At 58.5% G+C, this 23,038-nt stretch carries 21 protein-coding genes, 1 other RNA gene and 1 pseudogene; 11 read left to right on the plus strand and 12 right to left on the minus strand.

What is annotated here, in order from left to right:
• Nucleotides 1-54 precede the first annotated feature (54 nt).
• A pseudogene (locus C9990_RS04075) lies at nt 55-915 on the minus strand (WYL domain-containing protein).
• A gap of 119 nt (nt 916-1,034) precedes the next feature.
• On the opposite strand from C9990_RS04075, the gene C9990_RS32660 reads away from it, so the two are divergent.
• The gene (locus C9990_RS32660) at nt 1,035-1,163 is read left to right on the plus strand and encodes a hypothetical protein (RefSeq protein WP_256595049.1); all 129 of its coding nucleotides are present in this window, start codon (nt 1,035-1,037) and stop codon (nt 1,161-1,163) included.
• A 255-nt stretch (nt 1,164-1,418) separates the two neighbouring features.
• Nucleotides 1,419-2,156, plus strand: a complete 738-nt coding sequence (locus tag C9990_RS04080; protein WP_106802594.1) for a hypothetical protein — start codon at nt 1,419-1,421, stop codon at nt 2,154-2,156.
• A gap of 152 nt (nt 2,157-2,308) precedes the next feature.
• On the opposite strand, the gene C9990_RS04085 is transcribed toward C9990_RS04080, so the two are convergent.
• The 8 genes from C9990_RS04085 to C9990_RS04115 all read right to left on the minus strand — a co-directional run bounded on the left by C9990_RS04085 (nt 2,309) and on the right by C9990_RS04115 (nt 11,231).
• The gene (locus C9990_RS04085) at nt 2,309-4,129 is read right to left on the minus strand and encodes a hypothetical protein (RefSeq protein WP_106802595.1); all 1,821 of its coding nucleotides are present in this window, start codon (nt 4,127-4,129) and stop codon (nt 2,309-2,311) included.
• A gap of 399 nt (nt 4,130-4,528) precedes the next feature.
• Entirely contained in the window at nt 4,529-4,948 is a 420-nt protein-coding gene (locus C9990_RS32665; RefSeq protein ID WP_256595050.1) for a hypothetical protein, read from the minus strand.
• Nucleotides 4,888-5,199 (minus strand): hypothetical protein, encoded by a 312-nt coding sequence (locus C9990_RS32970; protein WP_371920614.1) that lies wholly within the window; start codon nt 5,197-5,199, stop codon nt 4,888-4,890. The genes C9990_RS32665 and C9990_RS32970 overlap by 61 nt, the downstream gene beginning before the upstream one ends.
• A 21-nt stretch (nt 5,200-5,220) precedes the next feature.
• Nucleotides 5,221-5,565 carry an Arm DNA-binding domain-containing protein gene (locus C9990_RS32675; RefSeq protein WP_256595052.1) on the minus strand — a complete coding sequence of 115 codons (345 nt, stop codon included), beginning with the start codon at nt 5,563-5,565 and terminating at the stop codon, nt 5,221-5,223.
• 174 nt (nt 5,566-5,739) lie between these two features.
• Nucleotides 5,740-6,136, minus strand: a transfer-messenger RNA (tmRNA) gene (ssrA, locus tag C9990_RS04100).
• 102 nt (nt 6,137-6,238) lie between these two features.
• Nucleotides 6,239-6,520, minus strand: a complete 282-nt coding sequence (locus C9990_RS04105) for a hypothetical protein (protein WP_065910245.1) — start codon at nt 6,518-6,520, stop codon at nt 6,239-6,241.
• A 135-nt stretch (nt 6,521-6,655) separates the two neighbouring features.
• Entirely contained in the window at nt 6,656-9,466 is a 2,811-nt protein-coding gene (locus C9990_RS04110; RefSeq protein ID WP_106802596.1) for an FAD-binding and (Fe-S)-binding domain-containing protein, read from the minus strand.
• Nucleotides 9,467-9,536: 70 nt separating this feature from the next.
• Nucleotides 9,537-11,231 carry a lactate permease LctP family transporter gene (locus C9990_RS04115; protein WP_065910248.1) on the minus strand — a complete coding sequence of 565 codons (1,695 nt, stop codon included), beginning with the start codon at nt 11,229-11,231 and terminating at the stop codon, nt 9,537-9,539.
• Nucleotides 11,232-11,482: 251 nt separating this feature from the next.
• Between C9990_RS04115 and C9990_RS04120 the strand changes: the two genes are divergently transcribed.
• The gene (locus C9990_RS04120; protein WP_106802597.1) at nt 11,483-12,250 is read left to right on the plus strand and encodes a GntR family transcriptional regulator; all 768 of its coding nucleotides are present in this window, start codon (nt 11,483-11,485) and stop codon (nt 12,248-12,250) included.
• A gap of 35 nt (nt 12,251-12,285) precedes the next feature.
• Here the strand turns inward: C9990_RS04120 and smpB are convergent, their stop codons facing one another.
• Nucleotides 12,286-12,768 (minus strand): SsrA-binding protein SmpB, encoded by a 483-nt coding sequence (gene smpB / locus C9990_RS04125; RefSeq protein WP_060752280.1) that lies wholly within the window; start codon nt 12,766-12,768, stop codon nt 12,286-12,288.
• Nucleotides 12,769-12,935: 167 nt separating this feature from the next.
• Here smpB and C9990_RS04130 point away from each other — a divergent pair, with 167 nt between their 5' ends.
• Nucleotides 12,936-13,370: a type II toxin-antitoxin system RatA family toxin gene (locus C9990_RS04130; RefSeq protein WP_106802598.1), complete on the plus strand. Its 435-nt coding sequence runs from the start codon at nt 12,936-12,938 to the stop codon at nt 13,368-13,370.
• Nucleotides 13,363-13,665 carry an RnfH family protein gene (locus C9990_RS04135; RefSeq protein WP_106802599.1) on the plus strand — a complete coding sequence of 101 codons (303 nt, stop codon included), beginning with the start codon at nt 13,363-13,365 and terminating at the stop codon, nt 13,663-13,665. Before C9990_RS04130 ends, C9990_RS04135 begins: the two co-directional genes overlap by 8 nt.
• 63 nt (nt 13,666-13,728) lie before the next feature.
• On the opposite strand, the gene C9990_RS04140 is transcribed toward C9990_RS04135, so the two are convergent.
• Complete coding sequence (locus tag C9990_RS04140; protein WP_065910254.1) at nt 13,729-14,256, minus strand: outer membrane protein assembly factor BamE; 528 nt, start codon at nt 14,254-14,256, stop codon at nt 13,729-13,731.
• Nucleotides 14,257-14,354: 98 nt separating this feature from the next.
• Here C9990_RS04140 and fur point away from each other — a divergent pair, with 98 nt between their 5' ends.
• Nucleotides 14,355-14,759, plus strand: coding sequence for a ferric iron uptake transcriptional regulator (gene fur / locus C9990_RS04145; protein ID WP_003194220.1), 405 nt, complete (start codon nt 14,355-14,357; stop codon nt 14,757-14,759).
• 86 nt (nt 14,760-14,845) lie between these two features.
• Here the strand turns inward: fur and recN are convergent, their stop codons facing one another.
• Nucleotides 14,846-16,519 carry a DNA repair protein RecN gene (gene recN / locus C9990_RS04150; RefSeq protein ID WP_106802600.1) on the minus strand — a complete coding sequence of 558 codons (1,674 nt, stop codon included), beginning with the start codon at nt 16,517-16,519 and terminating at the stop codon, nt 14,846-14,848.
• Between the two features lie 254 nt (nt 16,520-16,773).
• Here recN and grpE point away from each other — a divergent pair, with 254 nt between their 5' ends.
• The 5 genes from grpE (at nt 16,774) to carA (ending at nt 23,007) form a co-directional block, all read left to right on the plus strand.
• On the plus strand, nt 16,774-17,334 hold the full coding sequence (gene grpE / locus C9990_RS04155; protein WP_106802601.1) for a nucleotide exchange factor GrpE: 561 nt from the start codon (nt 16,774-16,776) through the stop codon (nt 17,332-17,334).
• Nucleotides 17,335-17,436: 102 nt separating this feature from the next.
• Nucleotides 17,437-19,353 carry a molecular chaperone DnaK gene (gene dnaK / locus C9990_RS04160; RefSeq protein WP_065910260.1) on the plus strand — a complete coding sequence of 639 codons (1,917 nt, stop codon included), beginning with the start codon at nt 17,437-17,439 and terminating at the stop codon, nt 19,351-19,353.
• Between the two features lie 317 nt (nt 19,354-19,670).
• Nucleotides 19,671-20,795, plus strand: coding sequence for a molecular chaperone DnaJ (gene dnaJ, locus C9990_RS04165; protein WP_065910262.1), 1,125 nt, complete (start codon nt 19,671-19,673; stop codon nt 20,793-20,795).
• Nucleotides 20,796-20,804: 9 nt separating this feature from the next.
• Complete coding sequence (dapB, locus tag C9990_RS04170; RefSeq protein WP_106802602.1) at nt 20,805-21,611, plus strand: 4-hydroxy-tetrahydrodipicolinate reductase; 807 nt, start codon at nt 20,805-20,807, stop codon at nt 21,609-21,611.
• A 259-nt stretch (nt 21,612-21,870) separates the two neighbouring features.
• On the plus strand, nt 21,871-23,007 hold the full coding sequence (gene carA, locus C9990_RS04175) for a glutamine-hydrolyzing carbamoyl-phosphate synthase small subunit (RefSeq protein ID WP_065910266.1): 1,137 nt from the start codon (nt 21,871-21,873) through the stop codon (nt 23,005-23,007).
• Nucleotides 23,008-23,038 lie beyond the last annotated feature (31 nt).

Consider the following 23,038-nt stretch of genomic DNA (forward strand, 5'->3'; position numbering starts at 1 on the left):
GTTTCTTCCTTGAGTGCAGTTTTCGTGGTTATGGGATGCAACGAGCGCGTTGAATCAGTCGTAGAGCCAAGGCTTCAGCGCGTTCAAGTTGGCGATCACGACCTGCTGCGCTTCTGGCTTAGGGGCCAGGTTCTTGGAGTCGATTTGATAGCGTTGCAGCACATACTTGACCAACGCTTGCCGGCTCGGGATCTCCAGTCGGCCATTTAGCATGCCATAGTCACCCTCTATGATCGCCTTCTGCGCGGCGTCGAGTTGCGGGTCAGGTTCCAGGATCACCGATACCTCATTGTTTCAGACTGTATCGCCTTCGATGCCGTTGCCATTGTCCTCCAGCTGGTCTGGCTGGCCGCGCATGCGGCTGAGCACGAAATCACGGTATGCACCGTTCTTTTCGCATTAAGCCCGCACATGCCAGCGGATCCCCGTGTGCATCAACGTATGGGTTTCGATCAGACGTATTTCTGGCTCGGGATTGGCCAGCGAAATGTATTCCACTTCCAGTCGCAGGCCTTTGCGGCATGCCTGCAGCAGTGGCCTGAGAATCTCCGGCTGAATACTGCGATCCTGCACCTGCAGCATAAGCGTGTGCGCATACGCCAGCTTCAACCCCTCAATGTGCGGTGCACGTTCACTGTTCTGCGCCAGCAGGTCGAGGTAGGCGCTGGCACTGAGGTCGATGAAGCGCGGCTTGAAGGTGCGCGACGGCACATAGCCCTTGATCCGCTTGTCATATGTCAAGTTTTTTGACACATGTTCGCTGATGTAGGTTCTGATGTCTTTCGACGTCTGTTGGCGGCTGATACCGAAGCTCTGCATCAGGTGGCCCGTGGTCAGCCGGCCTTCCCACCAGGCCACGGTTTCGATCAGGCGATAGCGTAGTGCCAGGTCCCAGCGGAATTGCTTGCGTTTCATAGTTCTCCCATGTGTGCCGATACTTTACCTGTATGGGTCTACACCCTGGTCATGTCGTAAAACGCTACATATCTTCTCTATGGCATGAAGGCATATTGCCGCATTTGGAGAGAGTCAATATGAGTACCTATGACTGGGATGCGCTGAGCGCAATGGGAATGATCGGCGTCATCCTGCCGGTGATGCTGTTGCAGTACATCAAGCTGCGCGATCTTTGGGAGGGCTTCAGCCGCTGCCGCGAGGCATAGAGCTGGGCGCGCATCTTTGAGAGTAAAAATCGCGAGCTCAAACGGACCCTGCAAGCCGAGCGCAAGCGTGTTCAAGAGTTGCAGCGCTCGCTGAGCTTGCATGTGGAGCAGGCGAATGCGCGTTGATTTCTTGGTTGCCCGTTATTCGAACTTGGAAACGCGATAGCATTAAGGCAATTTGCCATTATGCGCACGGATGATAGACCCAGTGTGCACAAGAATTTTCGGGCCACCAGGAACCCTCAGGGAGGAAAAATGCGAACACAGGTGATTGTCGAGGATCATGTTCTACCGCAGCTGCTCACCTCGGCTATCGAGGCTTACGAGGTGTCGCATCGGGCGCATGTGCGTGGGCGAAGCAACAAGAATCTTGAAACGTTCGGCTTGCTGTGGGGGTACGCGTTACCGGTTCGTAATGGCCTGCCAGCTCGCCTGGTCGCGGTCGTGGCAACCGTCGAGACATCGGCCCTAAGGCACACCGACTGGGTACGGCCAGATTTCGAGTCCATTGCGATGAAGCGGGATTTCTTCGGCGAATATTGGCCGCAACTGGAGCTGATTGGTACGTTCCATTCGCACCCCTATGAGGACCTTAGCCAGGTCAACGATAACAAAGGCTGGCGAGCCTCTGACGGTGACAGGGAGTTTTGGCCGGCATTCCATGAGTTCGTCTGCCCAGACATGGATGAATTGGCGCACCTGGTTATTGCAATTACTGCTTTGAGCCGCAAAGGCACAGCAGAGCCTGTGCGCTTGGCGGGTGGTGAATACACCTCGGGCTACGTAATCAGTGCCGAAAAACGCAAGCTGTGGATTAAAGGGTACACATCGTCGCTGCATGAGGAGATCGATGAAGATGCTCCCTTCGATGATGAATTCCTAGCCGGCAACATCGACACTGTTCGTTCTTACGATGTTTGGGAGGACGAGGATGTGCTGCTGGAAATACCGTCCCTGGAGGCGCGTTTCAGGCATGAACTGCTGCGCAAGTAAGTTTGGGGTTGTGCGCCGCGGACCGTAAGTTGGCGCAGCGGGGCTCGTGAGCGAGCCCCTGTTATGCCCAAACACAAAATTTCTGACACCCCCCTCGCCCGCTGCCTGCGTCGCCACAGCAATCTGCGGTTAATGGTGCTGCCCCCCTTTGATCAAATAGCCCGCTCTAGCAGCTGCGCCTCAGCGATCTGGCCATCTTGATAACGTAGCAACACTTGTTGTTCACCTAGGTTGAACAGCGATTGGTGCAGTTGACGGGTGTCGAGAGGGCCTTTTGCTAGCACCTCCGCAATGCTGTCCAGTTGCGTCGTGAAGCTTTGGCTCAACGTGCTGTCGAGGCTGAATACTCGTGAGCTGGTCAGTTCCATCTGCGAGCTGTACACACTGCGACTCTGGGTAGCGATAGCGTCGAGCTGGCCAATGCTTTCGAGTACCTTGGCTGCAGCGCTGCGGTGACGCTGCTGCGGGTCAGCCATGTAGCGCAAAGCAATGCTCACTACCTGCAACTGAGCAGCTTGCAGGTAGCCGCTCACCCAACCGTCCAGCTTCGCCAGGCTACCTTTGAGCGCTTTGCGGGCACTGTCTGCGCCAAACAATTTGTCAGCCTCGATAGCTTGGGCGATGTCCAGCTCGTCTTTCATCTTGCGGTCGAAGAATTGCCTCAGCGCCGTGATCTGGCTGTGCTGGCTTTCGAGGGTCTGCACGGCGTAGTGACTAATGCCGTCTTGCGCGTAATGGTCGAGAAGGTCCTGGGTATAGTCGACCATTCCGGCGAGCGATTCCCAACGGACCTCGTCCATTTCGCGCAGCACGCTGTCGAGCTGGCGCTTGATGGCGTTCAGCTTCTCGTTGATATCGTGCAAGTGCTTCTGGCCCATAGCTGAGGACACCGCGTTCCACACCGCGCCGCTCAGCAACACGTTCTGCAGCTCTTCAGGCAATGACAGGCTGGCCTGCTCGCTGATCTTGCCACCCGTACGGACGAAAGCCCTGACGCTGCCATCGTTGTTGGCGTTTTTGGTCAAAGTCTCGAAGGGCAGGCTACAAACTACATAGTTGCCCCTGGACATCTCCCCTAACGCGGCAAGCCCCGGTACGTTTGCCAGCAGCGGGTTCAGCGCGCTGATCTGGTCGGTGGGTAGCGGACGATGTTCGCCTGCAGGCGGTCGTTGCAGCGTGTTGAGTTTTAGTAGTGTTTCACCCCGGCCGTTTTGCACGACCAGCTCTGAATTGCCCGGCGTGGAGGCGGGAACTGCATTGGTCGGCGCCGGTGAAGGTGCCGTGGGCGCTTCGCGGCGCAGGCGAATCCAGCCCATCTGGGCCACAAATGGTACGGTGACCCTGTAGGCTTCGGCGACGCTGCTGTGCAGCCCGAAGCCAGCCGTGGCTATGGCGCCGATGGGGTTCAGGCGAAGCCCCGTGGTTGCCACCGTGAACAACGCCGCGCTGCTTGCTGCCGATAGACCGACCGCGGAGCCAGAACTTATTGAGAGTGCGTCCTTGAGGTTGAACAGCCCAGCCAGCACTTTGGCGCTGGTGGCTCGCTTGTAGCGAACGTCAGGTGCTAGTTCGCGCCAGCTGTTACCGAACAGCGCCAAGGTGATCTGACGTTCCTTGTCAGCGACGGACCGGTTCGCTGCATCGCTACCGTTGAGCTTCTGATAAACATCGTTGACGATTTCGGCATAGGACACAGCGGTCTTTTTCAGGTACCGGCGTGCCAGATTCATCGCCGAATGGCCGCCGAATTGCTGCAGTTCGTGCCCCAGCAGCTCAAGCTGCTGTTGATCGTAGCCGACAGGTCTGGAGCTATGCTTGGCTTGTACCAGGCGCTTCTTGACGTCCGCGTCCAGACCAGCGCGGCCTCGGGAGAAGTCGGTGATGATGTCCACCAGCATGTCCACTTCATCGGGCTTGGCGCTGAGCAGGCTGGCGAAGAGTTCATCGTCGCAGTCGATTCCTGTGGTTGCCATCGTGTCCTTACCTCTCGGTGTCTAAATGAAGTTCAGGGTATTCTGCTTCATTTTCCGCAAGACGTTGAGCTGGCTGTAGAGCTGTTGGATGATGCATCATGGTGATCGCCGGCAACGAGGCCTTCACGACACACATCCAGGACTACCCCATTGATAGCCCTTCCGAAGTCATCTCATGACCTCATGGGCTTGGGGAAATACTGCGTAGCGCAGCGGTAGGTTGGCTTGCCGATAGATTTGAGTAAGCGCCCACTGCCAAGGGGACTGCGGGCAGTTTTTGCAGGTACCCATCCGCCTTGCATGCCTACCTTGCATGAGCGAATAGCTTTCCCCTTGGCAACCAGCCTGGCCAAATCCACTGGATTTTTTCCACGGGAATATCGACTGCCGCTGTGAGTTCTACCATCCATCCCAGCTGTTGCGGTGTTCGGCGCTGCATCCCAGCGCCTCCCTTTGCCGAATCCAAGCCTGGATTTCACCATCACGCCGATAGCAACTCGCATGTTCCTCTCCTTGGTTGGGTCGGTACTGGCCCGACCAAGGGCGCAGTTGACAGAGCATTAGGCTCTTTATCGAGTCCAAATAATCGGCCCAGGTCTGCATCATTTCATGGCGCTCCGGCAAGAAGATGGTTCGATCGTACGCACGTCCCAGCGGATTTTTTACCGTGTGAGCAAGCTGATGCTCCAAGAGATCTGGGCGAAATCCTAGCACCTCCGCACTTATGGTTCTCGCTGTCGCACGAAAGCCGTGCCCAGTCATTTCGTCGCCGCTGATGTCCATGCGGCGTAAAGCGCTGAGTACGGTGTTGTTGGACATCGGCCGGTCGTCTCCTCGTGCCGAGGGGAAGGCGTATGGGAGAGATTCCCAATCTGGTTGGGTGGAGTGATACCCGCAGCTTCGGCGAACTCGAAAATCTGTTTGTAGATCTGGGCAACATGATGCGTAGTCTCGCGAGCACCGCGCTTGATGATGCGCTGCAGGTTTTCGACCAGCATGTGTGTGCTGATGCTGCTGATCGGGAGTTTTCCCAACCAGGGGGAGGCATTGAGCTCAAGGCGCTGCCGCACCGTGCGGGTGTACTCCGGATCTTAGACTGACTCGCGAATAGTGAGCCATTGCTTTGCGACCGATTCAAAGGTGTGTTGGTGATCGAGCTGGCTGACCACCTTGGCCATGCGTCTTTGCAGCGAAGGGTCTTGTCCGCCGGCAAGCTGAACACGAGCGTCATCACGTTTGCGACGGGCCTCCTGCAGGCCGACCTCGGGGTAAACGCCAAGGGCCAGGCGTTTTTCTTTTCCCAGAAAGCGGTACTTCAAGCGCCAGTAACGGCCTCCGTTGGGCTGCACTTCAAGGTACAAACCTTGTTCGTCGTAAAGGCGGTATGGCTTGTCCTGGGGCTTAGCGTTGCGGCAGTTGGTGTCTTTCAGGGGCATTGGGGGCACATCGCTCTCCGAGCGAGCTGATGAGCGTTTTATGCCCCCATATATGCCCCCGTCAACCGTGGGATGCCCTGGGATTAGGTGGGAAAACGCGGGCAAGAAAAAAGCCGTAAAGCTTTGATCTCTCTAGGCTTTACGGCTTTTCTGGGTCTTCCTGGGAAGACTAAATGGTGGAGCCGGGGGGATTTGAACCCCCGTCCGCCAGTACTCCGCTGTCGGTACTACATGCGTAGCCGTTTCTATTAAGTTAACCCTCAGCGACCCGAAGGGCAGGGTGCTTTGGGCGAGTTGTGTAAGTTTTAGCCGCTTCGTCCACAACGTACTGCACGGCGATTCTGTTCTATATGACAATCACTTTGGGTTTACAGACATCCCCTGGTGATTGCTGGACCCGAAGGTACCAGAAGCTCAGGGCTAAGGCTGCTTACGCAGCGAGAGCGAATTCCTGGCCGTAGTTTTCGTCATTGGCAACTATAAGAAGTTGCAACAGTGGATTTACGAGTTCTGTTACCAACTCGGCATGCACCTAAAGTTTCGCGACCGGCGTCGAATCCTAAACGGCCCCGTGCTTGTAACTCGTTGTTTCTTAGTGAGTGACAAGCCTGTGCAGTGTACGCCAAACGCTCACGGAAGGCCAACCCGAAGGTTGGCCATCAACGACGGCGTGTTACTGGTTGCCGCCTTTTTCAGTGTTCTGCAGGTCTTGCAGGGCTTTGGAGGTGATCTCGATGCACTTCTTGTCATCACCTGCAGCATGGGCTGCTTTCGCCTGGGAGACGGCAGTGTCGATTTCTCCCTTCTTGCCGCTGGTGTCAGTGGCAAGCAGGGCTTGGCCGTTGTTGATTTTGTCCAGGTTGATCTTGCACAGATCGGGCTCGCCCGCAGCGAAAACAGGGGAGGCCAGCATCGCAGCGGTAATGAACAAGCCAGCAAGAGCGGAACGCTTCATAGGGTATCTCCTTGCGCAAAAGGGCTCGACGCTGCTGGCGTTCAACGGCTGCCAGCGACATCACTGTTGAGCCTCGTTCGTCGAGGCCTATGCAGATGACTACGCCGGCGCGCAGGGGTTCGTTTTTTTGCAGGATTAATGCGCGCGGGCCTGGGTGACCCGGTCCACGAGATACACCAAGCCGTGATAATCAATGCCTCCGTGCTGGCTCAGGCCGATCTCGCAGGTGCGACTGGTGGAGAGGCCTTCACTGCAATGTTGCACGGCGTCTTTGAGCGAGCGCAGCGCGTGGGCGTTGAGTTCCGGTGTGGTGAAACCTTTGTCGCCAGCAAAGCCGCAGCAGTGGATGCCTTCCGGGATCACTACGGTTTTTGAGCAGCGTCGGGCCAGGTCGATCAACGCCTGGCTTTCGCCCAAATGCTGGGTACTGCAGGTGACGTGTACCGCAATCGGCGCTTCCTGGGGGGTGAAGTCGAGTCGGTCCATCAAGTGCGTGCGAATAAAACGTACCGGATCGTAAAGGTCCAGGCGCGTTTCGCCGAGGTCTTGCACCAGGCGCAGGGTGCAGGGGCTGGTGTCGCAGTAGATCGGATCGAGTCCGCCACGGCTGGCATGCAGCAGCGCGCCGATCAGTTCCTGGCGTTTGTGCTCCGCCTGTTCGGCATAGCCCTTGGAGGCAAACGGCTGGCCGCAGCACAGGCTGTCTTGATTGTCGGGGAACACCACTTGGTAACCGGCCTTTTCCAACAGTCCACGGGTCTTGTCGTACAGCGATATCTGTTCTTTATCACTGGCGGACGGCCCCATGGCGCGTGAGACGCAAGCCGCCAGGTAGACCACGCGGGGCCGCTCATCGGTCACAGTCGGGCTGAAGCGAATGGGTTTCTCCGGCTGTGGCATGGCGCTGGTCCACTGCGGGATTTGCCCCTTGGACAACCGGGTCACCGTGGCAGACAGTTTCGCCAGGCGAGGGGCGCCCAACAGCATGCGCGCACCATTGGCGACATGCAGGGTAAAGCGCGCACCTTGCAATGCCGTGGCGAAATGGGTGGCGAGCCATTCGGCGGTTTTCGTACGGTCAGCATCGCGGCTGCGCAGTTTCTTCACCAGGTCGCCGGTATTGATTCCTACAGGGCAGCGTTGCGCACACAGGCCGGTGGCGGCGCAGGTGTCGATACCCTGGTAGTGATAGGCGGCTTCGAGTTCAGTGGTGTCGACGCCTGCGCGTTTTTTCGCCTGGATATCGCGCCAGATCACGATGCGCTGGCGCGGGCTCAACGTCAGGCCTTTGGAAGGACACACCGGCTCGCAGAACCCGCACTCGATGCACTTATCCACAATCTCGTCGGCGGCCGGCAGGGGCTTGAGGTGCTTGAGGTGGATTTGCGGGTCTTCGCTGAGTACAACATCCGGGTTGAGAATGCCGTTGGGGTCCAGCAGACGCTTGAGCTGCCACATCAACTGATAGGCATCGCTGCCCCATTCCAGCTCGACGAAAGGCGCCATATTGCGGCCTGTGCCGTGTTCGGCCTTCAGCGAGCCGCCAAACTCCACGGCCACCAATTGCGCGACGTCGTCCATGAACGCCTGGTAGCGCGTGACTTCTTCCGCGCTGTTGAAGCCTTGGGTGAACACGAAGTGCAGATTGCCTTCCAGGGCGTGTCCAAAAAGGATGGCTTCGTCGTAGTGATGTTTGTCGAACAGTTCGATCAAGCGGTTCACGCCGATCGCCAGTTGCTCGACCGGGAAAGTGACGTCTTCGATGATCACCGTGGTGCCGGTTTTGCGGACGGCACCGACGGCGGGAAAGGTGTCTTTGCGGATCGCCCACAGGCGGGCGTTTTCCACCGGGTCTTCAGTGAAGTCGACTTGCTTTTCTACGGGGAACGGCGCCAGGGACGCCATGATCAGCGCCAATTGTTCGTGCAGCAGTGATGGGGAAGCGGCGCGCGATTCGATCAGCAGCGCGCAGGCATTTTCCGATAAGTGCTGCACGAAAGCCGGCATGCCGGGTTTGTCCTGTACCGAGCGCATGCTGCGCCGGTCCAGCAGCTCCACCGCCGAGACCGGCTGGGTTTTCAGCACGGTCACCGCGTTGCAGCAGGTCTCGACATCCGGGAACACAATCAGCGCCGACGCTTTGTTGGGGGGGTCGATCACTGTGTCGTAGGTCACCGCGCTGATAAAGCCCAGGGTGCCTTCGGAGCCGACCAGCAGATGGCTGAGGATATCCAGCGGTTCATCGAAATCCACCAGGGCATTGAGCGACAGTCCGGTGGTATTTTTCAGACGATATTTGTGGCGGATTTTTGCCGCCAGTTCGGCATTTGCCCGCGTCTCGCGGCCGAGTGTCGCCAGTCGCTCAAGCAGGGCTGCATGGTGTTTTCGAAACGCTGCAACGCTGGCTGCATCCTCGGTGTCCAGTCGGCTGCCATCAGCCAGTACCAGACGAATCCCGGCCAGGGTGTGATAGGTGTTCTGCGCGGTGCCGCAGCACATGCCGCTGGCATTATTGGCAACGATGCCGCCGATCTTGCAGGCATTGATCGACGCCGGATCCGGCCCGATCTTGCGCCCGAACGGCGCCAGCCACGCATTGGCCTGGGCGCCGATGACGCCGGGCTGCAGGCGGATCTGCGTGCCTTGCCCGCGAATCTCGCGGCCGTTCCAGTTGTCACCCAGCACGATCAGTACTGAATCGCTGATGGCTTGCCCGGACAGGCTGGTGCCCGCCGCGCGGAAGGTCACCGGCACGCGGTCGCGTTGGGCCAGTTGCAGCAGTGCGACGACTTCGTCTTCCGACTCCACGCGGATCACTAGCTGTGGGATCAGTCGATAAAAGCTGGCGTCGGTACCGAATGCGAGGGTGGAAAGTGGGTCGTCGAAACGCCGATCCTTCGGGATCAGCTGTATGACGTCGGCAAGGAAAGCGGCAGGCAGACTCATCGGTCCTCCAGAAATAGCTGACGCCGGAACCGTTGTCCGGCGTCGATTCTTACCCTATTGCGTGCAGGTCTCAGTGCACCAGCATACCGGTGAACCAGTAGGCCTGCGCCAAGGTGATCAGCCCGACGATCGTGGCAAAGAACAGGCTGTGCTTGAGGGTGAAGCGGAACAGGTCGGATTCCTTGCCCACCAGGCCAGTGGCTGCGCAGGCGACGGCGATTGATTGTGGCGAGATCATCTTGCCGGTCACGCCGCCGCTGGTGTTTGCCGCGACCAGCAGGGTGTCGTTGACGCCGATCTGATGCGCGGTGGTGGCTTGCAGCGAGCTGAACAGTGCATTGGATGAGGTATCGGAGCCTGTCAGGAAAACCCCCAGCCAGCCGAGGAAAGGCGAGAAGAACGGGAAGGCCGCCCCGGTGCCGGCCAGCACCAGTGCCATGGTCGACGACATGCCGGAATAGTTGGTGACGAAGGCGAACGCCAGCACCATGCCGATCGACAGGATGGGCCAGCGCAGCTCGTAGAAGGTCTCTTTTAAAGTGGTAAGACCAGTTTTAATGTCGATCTTCAGCACCAGCATCGACACCAGTGCCGAGAAGAAAATCGCAGTGCCGGTGGCCGAGATCGGGTCCAGCTTGAACACGGCCGGGATCGCGGTGGGATTGGTGACGATGGGCGCCACCTTGATCACCAATTGGTCCAGGTGCGGGATCGCGAAGTTGAACACCCAGCTGTACATCGAGCCGCCGGCGGCAAACATTGCCTTGAACGGTTTGAGCGTCCAGATGGTGACCAGCACGGTCAAGATCAGGAACGGCGACCAGGCCTTGAAGATCTGCACCAGGCTGTAGGGCGAAGCAACGGTGTTGCGCGGCAGGCCGAAGCCGCCAGCGCTGGCGGTGACTGCTGCGCTCGACGTGGCGCCGGCAATCTGCGCGCCCGCGGTGCGCTTGGGTTGCCAGACTTTGAGGAACAAGGTCAGGGCAATCAGGCTGGCCAGGGCCGAGGTGATGTCCGGCAGTTCCGGGCCAATGAAGTTGGAGGTGAAGTACTGGGTGACGGCGAAGCTCAAGCCAGCCACCAGCGCCGCCGGCCAGGTTTCGCGCACGCCGCGCAGGCCATCCATCATGAACACCAGCCAGAACGGCACGAACAGCGACAGCAGGGGCAGTTGGCGGCCGGTCATGGCGCCGATCTTGAACGCGTCGATGCCGGTCACCTGGCCGGCCACGATGATCGGGATCCCGAGTGCGCCGAAGGCGACCGGCGCGGTGTTGGCAATCAAGCACAGGCCGGCGGCATACAGTGGGTTGAAGCCCAGGCCTACCAGCAGCGCGGCAGTAATCGCCACGGGGGCGCCGAAACCGGCGGCACCTTCCAGAAATGCGCCGAAGCAGAAGCCAATCAACAGCACTTGCAGGCGTTGATCGTCAGTGATCGACAGCACCGAGCTGCGGATGATTTCGAATTGGCCGCTCTTGACCGTCAGTTTGTACAGGAACACGGCCGCCACGATGATCCAGGCGATAGGCCACAGGCCGTAGGCGAAGCCATAGCCGGCGGCAGCCAGCGCCATGTCTACCGGCATCTGGAAGGCGAAGATCGCGACCAGGATCGAGAGCGCCAGGGTGATGCTCCCGGCAACGTGGCCTTTGAGGCGAAACACCGCCAGGGCCAGGAAGAAGAATACGATCGGGATAACGGCGGCCAGTGCGGACAGGCCGAGGCTGCCGAGCGGGCTGTAGAGCTGTTGCCAGGTTTGCATATGGGGTGGCCCCTGATTGTTGTTGTTTAGTCAGCTTGGATAATTGGTAATACCAATTTACAATCGCTGTGGGCTAGGTTAAAAGGCTTCGGGCCGGTGTGTCAATTTGCCGCTTGCGAAACTTTGGTCTCAGGTCTGCGAGGACGGGGAGCTGAGCGGATAAATCCAAGGCGTTCTGATAGGTGCTGCAAGCGCAGCGATAGGCGAGAATAGAGGGCCCGGCGAGTGGTCGGGATGGTGGAGAGTGAGTTATGGGGTTTGATCAGGTGCGTCAGCGCCGTTTGTCTGACGATATTGTCGAGCAGCTTGAGGGCATGATCCTTGAGGGCACGCTGAAGTCGGGTGAGCGCTTGCCGGCCGAACGGGCCTTGGCTGAGCAATTTGGCGTGTCGCGCCCGTCATTGCGCGAAGCAATCCAGAAGCTGGCGGCCAAGGGGTTGCTGGTGAGTCGTCAGGGTGGCGGTAACTATGTCGCGGAGTCGCTGGGGTCTACGTTCAGTGATCCACTGTTGCACCTGTTGGAGAACAATCCTGAAGCGCAGCGTGACTTGCTGGAGTTTCGCCAGACCCTGGAAGCTTCTTGTGCTTATTACGCCGCATTACGCGCCACCGAGGTGGATCGCGAGCGGCTGACGGCGGCGTTCGAAACACTGCAGGATTGCTACACCCGCGCCGATGACGTGAGCCGGGCGGAGGAGGGGGCGGCGGATGCAAGGTTCCACTTGGCAATTGCCGAGGCCAGCCACAATGCGGTGCTGCTGCACACGATTCGCGGCTTGTTCGATCTGCTCAAGCGTAACGTGGTCACCAACATCGGCGGCATGTATCAGCAGCGCACGGAAACCCGTGACATGCTGATCAGTCAGCACCGGGATTTGTACCTGGCGATTATCGAGGGGCGGGCGGAGCAGGCGAGAGAGGTTTCAACACGTCACCTGCTGTATGTGCAGGAAGTGTTGGAAGAGGTGCGTCAGGAGGTTCAGCGCGTGGCGCGTGCCGAGCGGCGCAAGGGGATGTAGCTGCGGGCGTTCCCGAAGCTACACCGCGACAAGGATTATTCTTCCTTGCCCTTGTTGCGGACGGCGCGGTGCAGTTCCCGGTTGGAATCGCGCTCGCGCTCGGTATCACGCTTGTCGTATTCCTTCTTGCCCTTGCCCAGCGCGATCTCGCACTTGACCAGGTGCTTGCTCCAATACCAGGACAGGCAGACGCAGGCATAGCCCTTCTGCTGCACGGCGGCGGCAAGCTTGTCGATCTCGCGGGCGTTGAGCAGCAGCTTGCGCGTGCGTACCGGGTCGGCAATCACGTGGGTGCTCGCGGTGGTCAGCGGGGTGATATGACTGCCGAGCAGCCACGCCTCGCCATCCTTGAGCAGCACATAGCTGTCGACCAGTTGCAGCTTGCTGGCGCGCAGACTTTTTACTTCCCAGCCGGCCAGGACCAGGCCAGCCTCGAAACGATGTTCGATGAAGTAATCGTGTCGCGCCTTTTTATTTTGCGCGATGGTCCCTGTGGGGTGTTTCTTTTGTTTAGCCATAGGGGCGGCATTATAGGGAGTTGCGAGCGTGTCGGCTACGGTCAACCTGCGTGCTTGAGCGTGTTGGACGAATCCCGGACAATGCAGGCAGTTCTTTGGTTTTTTTCTCTCGCGGATCGGGCTGTTCTTTCGCGATGTTTTGCCTCAGCAGTGGAAATGACGCACACATGACGACGCATATTCAACGTTCGGCGTTGCTGCCCTATCCGGCACAGGCGCTCTATGACCTGGTCAACGACGTTGCGCGTTACCCGGAATTCCTGCCTTGGTGCTCGACTGCCGAGGTACTGGAAAGCAATGATGAGCACATGGTCGCCAGCGTTGGTGTGGCGAAGGGCGGTCTTAGCCAGCATTTTGTTACGCGCAATGTGCTGGTGCCCGGGAAATCCATTGAAATGAACCTGCAGGAGGGGCCGTTTACCCAATTGCATGGTGTGTGGGTGTTCAAGGCGCTGACGGACAAGGCGTGCAAGATCAGCCTGGACCTTTCGTTTGATTACGCGGGGCCTATCGTGCGAGCAACACTGGGGCCACTGTTCAATCAGGCGGCCAATACCCTGGTGGATGCGTTTTGCCAGCGAGCCAAGCAACTGCATGGTTGAGATTGAGGTGGTATACGCCGCAGAAGATCGGCAGGTGTTGCTGGCGGCGGCTGTTCCCGAAGGCACCAGCTTGCGAGCGGCGGTGCAGGCTTGCGGGATCGTGGCGCAGTTTCCGGCGCTGGATCTGGCTGATTGCCCTTTGGGGATATTTGGCAAGGTGATTGCGGACCCCGACGTGCGAGTCGTGCAGGCGGGCGATCGTATTGAGATTTACCGGCCTTTGCTGGCCGATCCTAAAGAGGTGCGCCGCTTGCGTGCAGCCAAGGCGGCGCTGGCCAAACAGCAAAATCCATAGGCTTGCCAAGCAGCAGGCAATAAAAAACCCGGCATGCCGGGTTTTTTATTGGGCGCCGCTCAGTTACTGCGGGCTGGTGTCCAGAGGCTGTGGCGTCGGGACCGGCACAGTTTCTACGCCGTCGACGTCTTTCTGGATCTTGTCGAGCAATGAGCCTGGTTTGGCTGGCACTTCAGACTTCGGCTTCTCGTTTTCCTGCGCAGGGGCAGTCACGTTGGCGCCGTTGTCCTTGCCGAGCAAGGCTTCATCTCGGCTCACGCCGGGCATGAAGTCACCAGACAGGCTGACGAGTTGGTCATTGCCATTGAAAATGACGCTGACGCGCTCCTGCTGGCGTTCACCGCCACCCGGCTGGATGCTGTAGAGATAATCCCAGCGATCAGCATGGAAAGTGTCGGTCAGCAGGGGGTTGCCCATGATAAACCTTACTTGCCGTCGGGTCATTCCCGGGCGTAACTGGTCTATCATGTCCTGCGTGACGACATTGCCCTGCTGGATGTCGATTTTGTAAACCCCGGGGAATGAACAACCGGCGAGTGCGAGCAGTCCCACAAAGGTGAAACTGGTTAGCAAGAGCTTGGTGTTTTGCATCGGTGGGCGACTTCCACTATCTTGGCTGGGACAACGTAAACGCCGATCATACCCGTATTAAGAGAAGCTGCGAAGCAGCATCCGCGAGAAAGCTAACCATGGTTGAAAATAGCGAACTACGCAAAGCCGGTCTTAAAGTGACTCTGCCACGAGTCAAGATTCTACAAATGCTCGATTCTGCTGAGCAGCGCCACATGAGTGCCGAGGATGTTTACAAGGCGCTGATGGAGTCTAACGAGGACGTTGGCCTGGCCACGGTTTACCGTGTGCTGACCCAGTTTGAAGCCGCAGGGCTGGTGGTTCGTCATAATTTCGACGGCGGTCATGCAGTGTTCGAATTGGCTGACGGTGGTCATCACGACCACATGGTTGACCTGGATACCAATGAGGTTATCGAGTTCACCAGCCCTGAGATCGAAGCGCTGCAGCATAAGATTGCTGAGGAGCATGGCTTCGATCTGGTTGACCATAATCTGGTCCTGTACATCCGTAAGAAAAAGTAAAAATCGACGCAGATTCACTCTGCGAAACGATCGAAGGCGACCCTAGGGTCGCCTTCGTGCTTTCTATAAGGGAGAAAATGCTAGCTTCAGGCTTTCGCGGCCACCACCATTTTCTTCGCGTGGGCCAGGGACTCTTTGGTCAGGTCGATACCGCCGAGCATCCGAGCCACTTCTTCCACACGTTCCGATTTGTTCAGCTTGGACACGGCTGTGTGTGTCGCTTCATCGCCGCGCACCTTGTGTACAAACAGGTGTTGATGCCCCTGTGCCGCTACCTGTGGCAAGTGAGTCACTGTCAGCACCTGGCCTCTATCCCCCAGGCGTCGCAACAACTGGCCAACAATTTCTGCGGTCGGCCCGCCGATACCAACGTCCACTTCGTCGAATACCAGCGTAGGCACCCGTGACGTTTGGGCTGTAATCACCTGGATCGCCAGGCTGATGCGCGATAATTCGCCGCCGGATGCCACTTTTGCCAGCGCCTTGAGCGGCTGCCCAGGGTTGGCGCTGACCAGCAGTTCTACCTGCTCCAGGCCGTGGGGCTGCAGCTCATTGCTGGCATTGGCGCGCAATTCAATCGTGAAACGCCCACCCGGCATGCCCAGGCGCTGGATCTCCTGCTCTACGGCACTGGCCAGGCTGGCGGCTGCTTGCTGGCGCAGGTCGCTCAGCTCGCGGGCCTTCTCTTGATAATGACGGGCAAAGGATGCGAGTTCATCGCCCAATCGTTCGATGGATTCGTCGTTGGCATTCAGTGTTTCGATTTCATCCAGCAGCTTTTGCTGCATCGTGGCCACTTCGGTGGGCTGGATTCGATGTTTGCGCGCCAGGGTATAGATAGTGTCCAGGCGCTCCTCTATTTCCTGCAGGCGGGAGGGGTCGGCATCAAAGTGGTCGAGGAAGCGATTCAACTCGCCCACGGCTTCTTCTACCTGGATCTGCGCACTGGTCAGCAGGGTGGTGGCCTCGCTGAGCGAGCCCGAAGCATTGTTGACGCTGGACAGTCGGTTGAGGCTGGCCGTCAGTGCGTTGAGCACATTGCCGGAATCGCTTTCGCTGCATTGCTCCACGACTTGGCGGCAGATGCCCAGCAGGGTTTCGGCATTGGTGAGGTTCTTGTGTTCCTGTTCGAGTTGTTCCAGCTCGGTCTCGCCAAGTGCCAGGCTCTCGAGCTCTTCAAGCTGGTAGCTGAGCAGTTGATGGCGAGCGCGCTGCTCGTCGCCGGAGTTGGAGAGTCGCTCCAATTCCTGGCGGGTCTGGCGCCAGCGTTGAGCGGCAAGCTGCACCTGGCGGGCCAGGTCGGTGGCGCCGGCATATTCGTCGAGCAGGCGGCGGTGGGTGTCGGTTTTCAGCAGGGACTGGTGTTCATGTTGGCTGTGGATATCGATGAGCAACTCGCCCAGGGCTTTCAGGTCGCCAAGCGGGCAGGGCGTGCCGTTGATGTAGCCGCGCGAGCGCCCTTCGGCGGTGATCACCCGGCGCAGGATGCACGGCCCCTCATTATTCAGGTCGCGCTCGGCGAGCCAGGCCTCGGCTTCGGGGATGTCTGCCAGGTCGAAGGTAGCCAGGATGTCGGCCTTGTCCGCACCCGGACGCACCACGCCGCTATCGGCGCGATCGCCCAGGGTCAGGCCGAGCGCGTCGAGCATGATCGATTTGCCGGCGCCGGTTTCGCCTGTGATTACGCTCATCCCGCGATCCAGTTCGAGATCCAGGTGTTCAACGATGGCGTAGTTATGTACGGACAGGTGCACGAGCATGAACGTCGCTCCCAGGCTTTAGGTCTGGTTATTTATACAGTGTTTTGTTCAGGGCTGACAATCCTGGCGCTTAGCTCGATTTGCTTGAGTCGTCACTTTTTTTAGCGCAATGAGGAATGATGAGGCAGGAATTGATCCCGGTCATGGGAAAGACTTTTGGTAACGCCTGCGCCCTTGAACCCTGAAATTGTGGCCCCATATACCGGAACAGAAGCGCGAGTTGAGTTCGCGCATGATTTTGAAAGGAGAAATCTATGGCTGACGAACAGACGCAGGATACGCAAACTCCAGACGCTACCCAGGCTGGCTCGGAAGACCTGGCCGTGCGTGTGCAAGTGCTCGAAGAGCAATTGGCCGCTGCGCAGGACCAGTCTTTGCGTGTTGCCGCCGATCTGCAGAACGTCCGCCGCCGTGCCGAGCAGGATGTAGAGAAGGCTCACAAATTCGCGCTGGAAAAATTCGCCGGTGACTTGCTGCCGATCATCGACAGCCTGGAACGTGGCCTTGAGTTGTCCAACCCAGACGACGAAAACATCCGCCCAATGCGCGAAGGGATCGAACTGACCCTGAAAATGTTCCAGGACACCCTGAAGCGTTATCAGTTGGAAGCCATCGATCCAACCGGCGGCGAACCGTTCAACGCTGAGCATCACCAAGCCATGGCCATGCAGGAAAGCCATGACCTGGAGCCTAACAGCGTGTTGAAAGTGTTCCAGAAGGGGTATCAGCTCAATGGTCGCTTGCTGCGCCCGGCGATGGTTGTAGTGAGCAAGGCTCCTGCACCGGTTTCGCCTTCTATTGATGAGCAGGCTTGAAATACGCCGTAAGGCCCCCATCTATAAGTCAAGCGTTTAAGTGCTACCGCAGTTAGCCACCACTGCTGCGGCATCCAAATTCAAGTTTCGGGAGAGTAAATCATGGGCAAAATTATCGGTATCGACCTGGGGACCACCAACTCCTGCGTCTCCGTCATGGAAAACGGCAAAGCCAAAGTTATCGAAAACGCCGAAGGCGCGCGTACCACGCCGTCGATCATTGCTTACGCAAATGATGGCGAGATCCTCGTTGGTCAGTCGGCCAAGCGTCAGGCTGTCACCAACCCGCACAACACCCTATACGCGGTGAAGCGTCTGATCGGTCGTAAGTTCGACGAAGAAGTCGTACAGAAAGACATCAAGATGGTGCCTTACAAAATCGCCAAGGCTGACAACGGTGACGCCTGGGTTGAAGTCAATGGCAACAAGATGTCTGCACCGCAGATTTCGGCTGAAGTCTTGAAAAAGATGAAGAAGACTGCCGAAGACTACCTCGGTGAAGCAGTGACTGAAGCGGTCATCACCGTTCCGGCCTACTTCAACGACAGCCAGCGCCAGGCGACCAAAGACGCCGGCCGCATCGCGGGCCTGGACGTAAAACGTATCATCAACGAACCTACCGCAGCCGCTCTGGCCTACGGTATGGACAAGGCCAAGGGCGACCACACTGTGATCGTTTATGACCTGGGTGGCGGTACGTTCGACGTCTCGGTCATCGAGATCGCTGAAGTTGACGGCGAGCACCAGTTCGAAGTGTTGGCCACCAACGGCGACACGTTCCTGGGCGGTGAAGACTTTGACATTCGTCTGATCGACTACCTCGTTGACGAATTCAAGAAAGAAAGCGGCATGAACCTCAAGGGTGACCCGCTGGCTATGCAGCGCCTCAAGGAAGCTGCCGAAAAAGCCAAGATCGAGCTGTCCTCGAGCATGTCGACCGACGTCAACCTGCCGTACATCACTGCAGACGCCACCGGTCCTAAGCACTTGAACGTGAAGATTTCTCGCGCCAAGTTGGAAGCACTGGTTGAAGACCTGGTTCAGCGCACCATCGAACCTTGCCGCATTGCCTTGAAAGACGCAGGTATCGACGTTGGTTCCATCAACGACGTGATCCTGGTGGGCGGTCAGACCCGTATGCCACTGGTACAGCAGAAAGTAACCGAGTTCTTCGGCAAGGAAGCACGTAAAGACGTGAACCCGGACGAAGCGGTTGCCATGGGTGCTGCCATCCAGGGCGCGGTATTGGCCGGCGACGTGAAAGACGTGTTGCTGCTGGACGTCAGCCCGCTGACCCTGGGTATCGAAACCATGGGTGGCGTGATGACTGCGCTGATCGAGAAAAACACCACGATTCCTACCAAGAAATCCCAGGTGTTCTCGACTGCCGACGATAACCAAGGCGCTGTGACCATTCACGTGCTGCAAGGTGAGCGTAAGCAAGCGGCTCAGAACAAGTCCCTGGGCAAGTTCGACCTGGCCGAGATTCCACCAGCACCACGTGGCGTGCCACAAATCGAAGTGACCTTCGACATCGATGCCAACGGCATCTTGCACGTAGGTGCCAAGGACAAGGCCACTGGCAAAGAGCAGAAGATCACTATCAAGGCCAACTCCGGTCTGTCTGATGAAGAAATTCAACAGATGATCCGTGATGCTGAAGCCAACGCCGACGCAGATGCCAAGTTTGCCGAGCTGGCTGGCGCCCGTAACCAGGGTGATGCGCTGGTTCACTCGACCCGCAAAATGGTCGCGGATGCTGGCGATAAAGTGACTGCTGAAGAGAAGACCGCAATCGAAGCTGCCGTGGTTGCCCTGGAAGCCGCCATCAAAGGCGACGACAAGGCTGCCATCGAAGCCAAGGTGGAGGAACTGTCGAAAGTCTCCGCACCGGTTGCCCAGAAAATGTACGCCGAACAAGGCCAGCCGGCTGATGGTGCTGCACAGCATGCAGAGCCTGAAGCCAAGCACGACGACGTTGTCGATGCCGAGTTCGAAGAAGTCAAAGACCAGAAGTAAGTTGGTCGCCCGGTTGACCGCTATCAAGCGGTGACTGGTAGGATGTCGCCGCGCGGGAGCTTGCTCCCGCGTTGGCGTGTCTGGGGTATGCGAATTTTTACAACATGCGACAACGCTCGGATGTTGGCGGTGTGATCGGGAATGCTCCTGCTTCCCGGGCGACAGTCACCGCGTTTTTGGCCGGGTCCCTGGCTGAAAGCAGTAATGACCAGGATCGTTGAATTGACGTGAGTTGGGTCCGGGCCTGTATTGGGGCTCAACGAGTTTGGCAAGGCTCAGGAGGGTCTGGCCAAACGTCCTTAAGAGTGCAAAGACTTATGGCAAAGCGTGACTATTACGAAGTATTGGGTGTGGAGCGCGGCTCCAGCGATGCGGACCTGAAAAAGGCTTACCGTCGCCTGGCGATGAAGCACCACCCGGACCGTAATCCGGATAGCAAAGAATCCGAAGAAATGTTCAAGGAGGCCAACGAGGCCTACGAATGCCTTTCTGATCCGAACAAGCGTGCGGCTTACGACCAGTATGGTCATGCCGGTGTCGACCCGAGCATGGGCGGCGGCGGTGCAGGTTTCGGTGGCCAGAACTTCTCCGATATCTTCGGCGACGTTTTCAGCGACTTCTTCGGCGGTGGCCGGGGTGGCCAGCGTGGTGGCGCCCAGCGTGGCAGCGACTTGCGCTACACCCTCGAGTTGAACCTGGAAGAGGCCGTGCGCGGTACCAGCGTCAACATCCGCGTGCCGACGCTGGTTAATTGCAAGCCGTGCGATGGCTCGGGCGCCAAGAAAGGCTCCTCGCCGATCACCTGCCCGACCTGTGGCGGTATCGGCCAGGTGCGTATGCAGCAGGGCTTCTTCTCGGTGCAGCAAACCTGCCCGCGTTGCCATGGCCAGGGCAAGATCATTTCCGATCCGTGCGACTCGTGCCACGGCGAAGGTCGCGTCGAAGAGTACAAGACCCTGTCGGTCAAAGTGCCGGCGGGTGTGGATACCGGAGACCGCATCCGTTTGTCGGGTGAGGGCGAGGCGGGCACCCAGGGTGGCCCTACCGGTGACCTGTACGTGGTGATCAATGTGCGTGAGCACTCGATCTTCCAGCGCGATGGCAAGCACCTGTTCTGCGAAGTGCCGATCAGCTTTGTCGATGCAGCCTTGGGCGGCGAGTTGGAGATTCCGACCCTGGATGGTCGGGTCAAGCTGAAGATTCCCGAGGGTACCCAGACCGGCAAGCAGTTCCGTATTCGTGGCAAGGGCGTTGCGCCGGTGCGCGGCGGTGGTGCGGGCGATCTGATGTGCCGCGTAGCGGTCGAGACCCCGGTCAACCTGGGGCGTCGTCAGCGTGAGCTGCTCGAAGAGTTCCGCAGTTCGTTGGAAGGTGACGACTCCCATTCACCGAAAACCACTGGGTTTTTCGATGGCGTGAAGCGCTTCTTCGGCGACCTGTAAGGAGTGGATATGCGACGTATAGCCGTTATGGGCGCTGCCGGGCGCATGGGGAAGACGCTGGTCGAGGCGGTGCAGCAGCGCTCGCCGGCGTCCGGGTTGACCGCAGCCATCGTTCGCCCGGGCAGCACGTTGATTGGTGCAGATGCGGGCGAGTTGGCCTCGCTGGGCCGTATCGGTGTGTCGTTGTCGAGCAGCCTGGAGCAGGTGGCTGAAGAGTTCGACGTGTTGATCGACTTCACCCTGCCTGACGTGATGCTGAAAAACCTGGCGTTCTGCCGCAAGGCGGGCAAGGCCATGGTGATCGGTACTACGGGTTTGAGTGCCGAGCAGAAGCAGTTGCTGGTGGAGGCGGGCAAGGATATCCCGATCGTCTTCGCGGCCAACTTCAGCGTGGGTGTGAACCTGTCGCTCAAGTTACTGGATCTGGCGGCGCGCGTGCTGGGGGATGAGGCGGATATCGAAATCATCGAGACCCATCATCGCCACAAGATCGATGCGCCGTCGGGCACCGCGCTGCGCATGGGTGAAGCCATCGCTGAAGCGTTGGGCCGGGACTTGTCCAAGGTGGCCGTATATGGCCGTGAAGGTCATACCGGTGCGCGTGCGCGTGACACCATCGGCTTTGCGACCGTGCGCGGTGGTGATGTTGTGGGTGATCACACCGTGCTGTTTGCCACTGAAGGTGAGCGCCTGGAGATCACGCACAAGGCCTCCAGTCGCATGACGTTTGCCAAGGGCGCCGTCCGTGCTGCGCTCTGGCTGGAAGGTCGTGAGCCGGGTCTGTATGACATGCGTGACGTGCTGGATCTGCACTAATCAGTAGCTAAAATCGGGCCTCAGGATTATCCTGAGGCCCCGTTTTTACCCGCTAAGCGACGTCCTGTCGCATTCCCCTGCCTTTAAGGCTCATTAGCGGTGGACCAAAAAAGCCTTTTTCTGTAAGCTACAGCTTTAGTGTGTCCACTAAAAGCGCGCAGAATAATTCGGTGAAGAAGCGGGGTGACGTGTCCATACGTCACTCCGCTTTTTTACAACCTGCGATCGCCCTTTCAGGCTTTATTTACGGGAGGTCTTCTTGACTAAGCCAGCCATACTCGCCCTTGCTGATGGCAGCATTTTTCGCGGCGAAGCCATTGGAGCCGACGGTCAAACCGTTGGAGAGGTGGTGTTCAACACCGCCATGACCGGCTATCAGGAAATCCTTACCGATCCTTCCTACGCCCAACAGATCGTTACCCTGACCTATCCGCACATCGGCAACACCGGTACTACACCGGAAGACGTCGAGTCTGATCGTGTCTGGTCGGCGGGTCTGGTAATTCGTGACCTGCCACTGGTCGCGAGCAACTGGCGTAACACGATGTCGCTGTCCGATTACCTGAAAGCCAACAATGTTGTGGCAATCGCCGGTATCGATACGCGTCGCCTGACACGCATCCTGCGTGAAAAAGGCTCGCAGAACGGCTGCATCATGGCCGGTGAGAATATTTCCGAAGAGGCAGCGATCGCTGCTGCGCAAGGCTTCCCTGGCCTGAAAGGCATGGACCTGGCGAAAGTCGTCAGCACCAAGGAAAAGTACGAGTGGCGCTCCACCGTCTGGGACTTGAAGACTGACAGTCACGCGACCATCGAGGCCGCTGAGCTGCCTTACCACGTCGTCGCCTACGACTATGGCATCAAGTACAACATCCTGCGCATGCTGGTCGAGCGCGGTTGCCGCGTGACCGTGGTGCCTGCGCAAACCCCGGCCAGCGATGTGCTCGCCCTGCAACCGGACGGCGTGTTCCTGTCCAACGGCCCCGGTGACCCTGAGCCTTGCGACTACGCCATCCAGGCGATCAAGGATGTGCTGGAAACCGAAATTCCGGTCTTCGGTATCTGCCTGGGTCACCAGTTGCTGGCCCTGGCCTCCGGCGCCAAGACCCTGAAAATGGGGCACGGCCACCACGGTGCCAACCACCCTGTGCAAGACCTGGACACTGGCGTTGTGATGATCACCAGCCAGAACCACGGCTTTGCGGTGGATGAAGCGACCCTGCCGGGCAACGTCCGCGCAATTCACAAGTCGCTGTTCGACGGTTCCCTGCAAGGCATCGAGCGCACTGACAAGAGCGCATTCAGCTTCCAGGGCCACCCTGAAGCAAGCCCGGGCCCGAACGACGTAGCGCCGCTGTTCGACCGTTTCATCAATGAGATGGCCAAGCGACGCTGACTGAGTGGCCTGCGGGCGGCCCCGACTGTCG

Source organism: Pseudomonas sp. S5D5, assembly GCF_003013355.1.
Taxonomy (GTDB): Bacteria; Pseudomonadota; Gammaproteobacteria; order Pseudomonadales; family Pseudomonadaceae; genus Aquipseudomonas; species Aquipseudomonas aylmerensis.

Coding starts and splice junctions, on each gene's coding strand:
- dnaJ (WP_065910262.1), top strand. CDS start 19,671: ATGGCAAAGCGTGACTATTACGAAGTATTGGGTGTGGAGCGCGGCTCC.
- C9990_RS04085 (WP_106802595.1), bottom strand. CDS start 4,129: ATGGCAACCACAGGAATCGACTGCGACGATGAACTCTTCGCCAGCCTG.
- grpE (WP_106802601.1), top strand. CDS start 16,774: ATGGCTGACGAACAGACGCAGGATACGCAAACTCCAGACGCTACCCAG.
- C9990_RS04080 (WP_106802594.1), top strand. CDS start 1,419: ATGCGAACACAGGTGATTGTCGAGGATCATGTTCTACCGCAGCTGCTC.
- recN (WP_106802600.1), bottom strand. CDS start 16,519: ATGCTCGTGCACCTGTCCGTACATAACTACGCCATCGTTGAACACCTG.
- C9990_RS32665 (WP_256595050.1), bottom strand. CDS start 4,948: ATGTCCAACAACACCGTACTCAGCGCTTTACGCCGCATGGACATCAGC.
- C9990_RS04115 (WP_065910248.1), bottom strand. CDS start 11,231: ATGCAAACCTGGCAACAGCTCTACAGCCCGCTCGGCAGCCTCGGCCTG.
- C9990_RS04135 (WP_106802599.1), top strand. CDS start 13,363: ATGGTTGAGATTGAGGTGGTATACGCCGCAGAAGATCGGCAGGTGTTG.
- C9990_RS32660 (WP_256595049.1), top strand. CDS start 1,035: ATGAGTACCTATGACTGGGATGCGCTGAGCGCAATGGGAATGATCGGC.
- C9990_RS04140 (WP_065910254.1), bottom strand. CDS start 14,256: ATGCAAAACACCAAGCTCTTGCTAACCAGTTTCACCTTTGTGGGACTG.
- C9990_RS04110 (WP_106802596.1), bottom strand. CDS start 9,466: ATGAGTCTGCCTGCCGCTTTCCTTGCCGACGTCATACAGCTGATCCCG.
- C9990_RS04105 (WP_065910245.1), bottom strand. CDS start 6,520: ATGAAGCGTTCCGCTCTTGCTGGCTTGTTCATTACCGCTGCGATGCTG.
- smpB (WP_060752280.1), bottom strand. CDS start 12,768: ATGGCTAAACAAAAGAAACACCCCACAGGGACCATCGCGCAAAATAAA.
- fur (WP_003194220.1), top strand. CDS start 14,355: ATGGTTGAAAATAGCGAACTACGCAAAGCCGGTCTTAAAGTGACTCTG.
- dnaK (WP_065910260.1), top strand. CDS start 17,437: ATGGGCAAAATTATCGGTATCGACCTGGGGACCACCAACTCCTGCGTC.
- C9990_RS04120 (WP_106802597.1), top strand. CDS start 11,483: ATGGGGTTTGATCAGGTGCGTCAGCGCCGTTTGTCTGACGATATTGTC.
- dapB (WP_106802602.1), top strand. CDS start 20,805: ATGCGACGTATAGCCGTTATGGGCGCTGCCGGGCGCATGGGGAAGACG.
- C9990_RS32675 (WP_256595052.1), bottom strand. CDS start 5,565: ATGCCCCTGAAAGACACCAACTGCCGCAACGCTAAGCCCCAGGACAAG.
- C9990_RS04130 (WP_106802598.1), top strand. CDS start 12,936: ATGACGACGCATATTCAACGTTCGGCGTTGCTGCCCTATCCGGCACAG.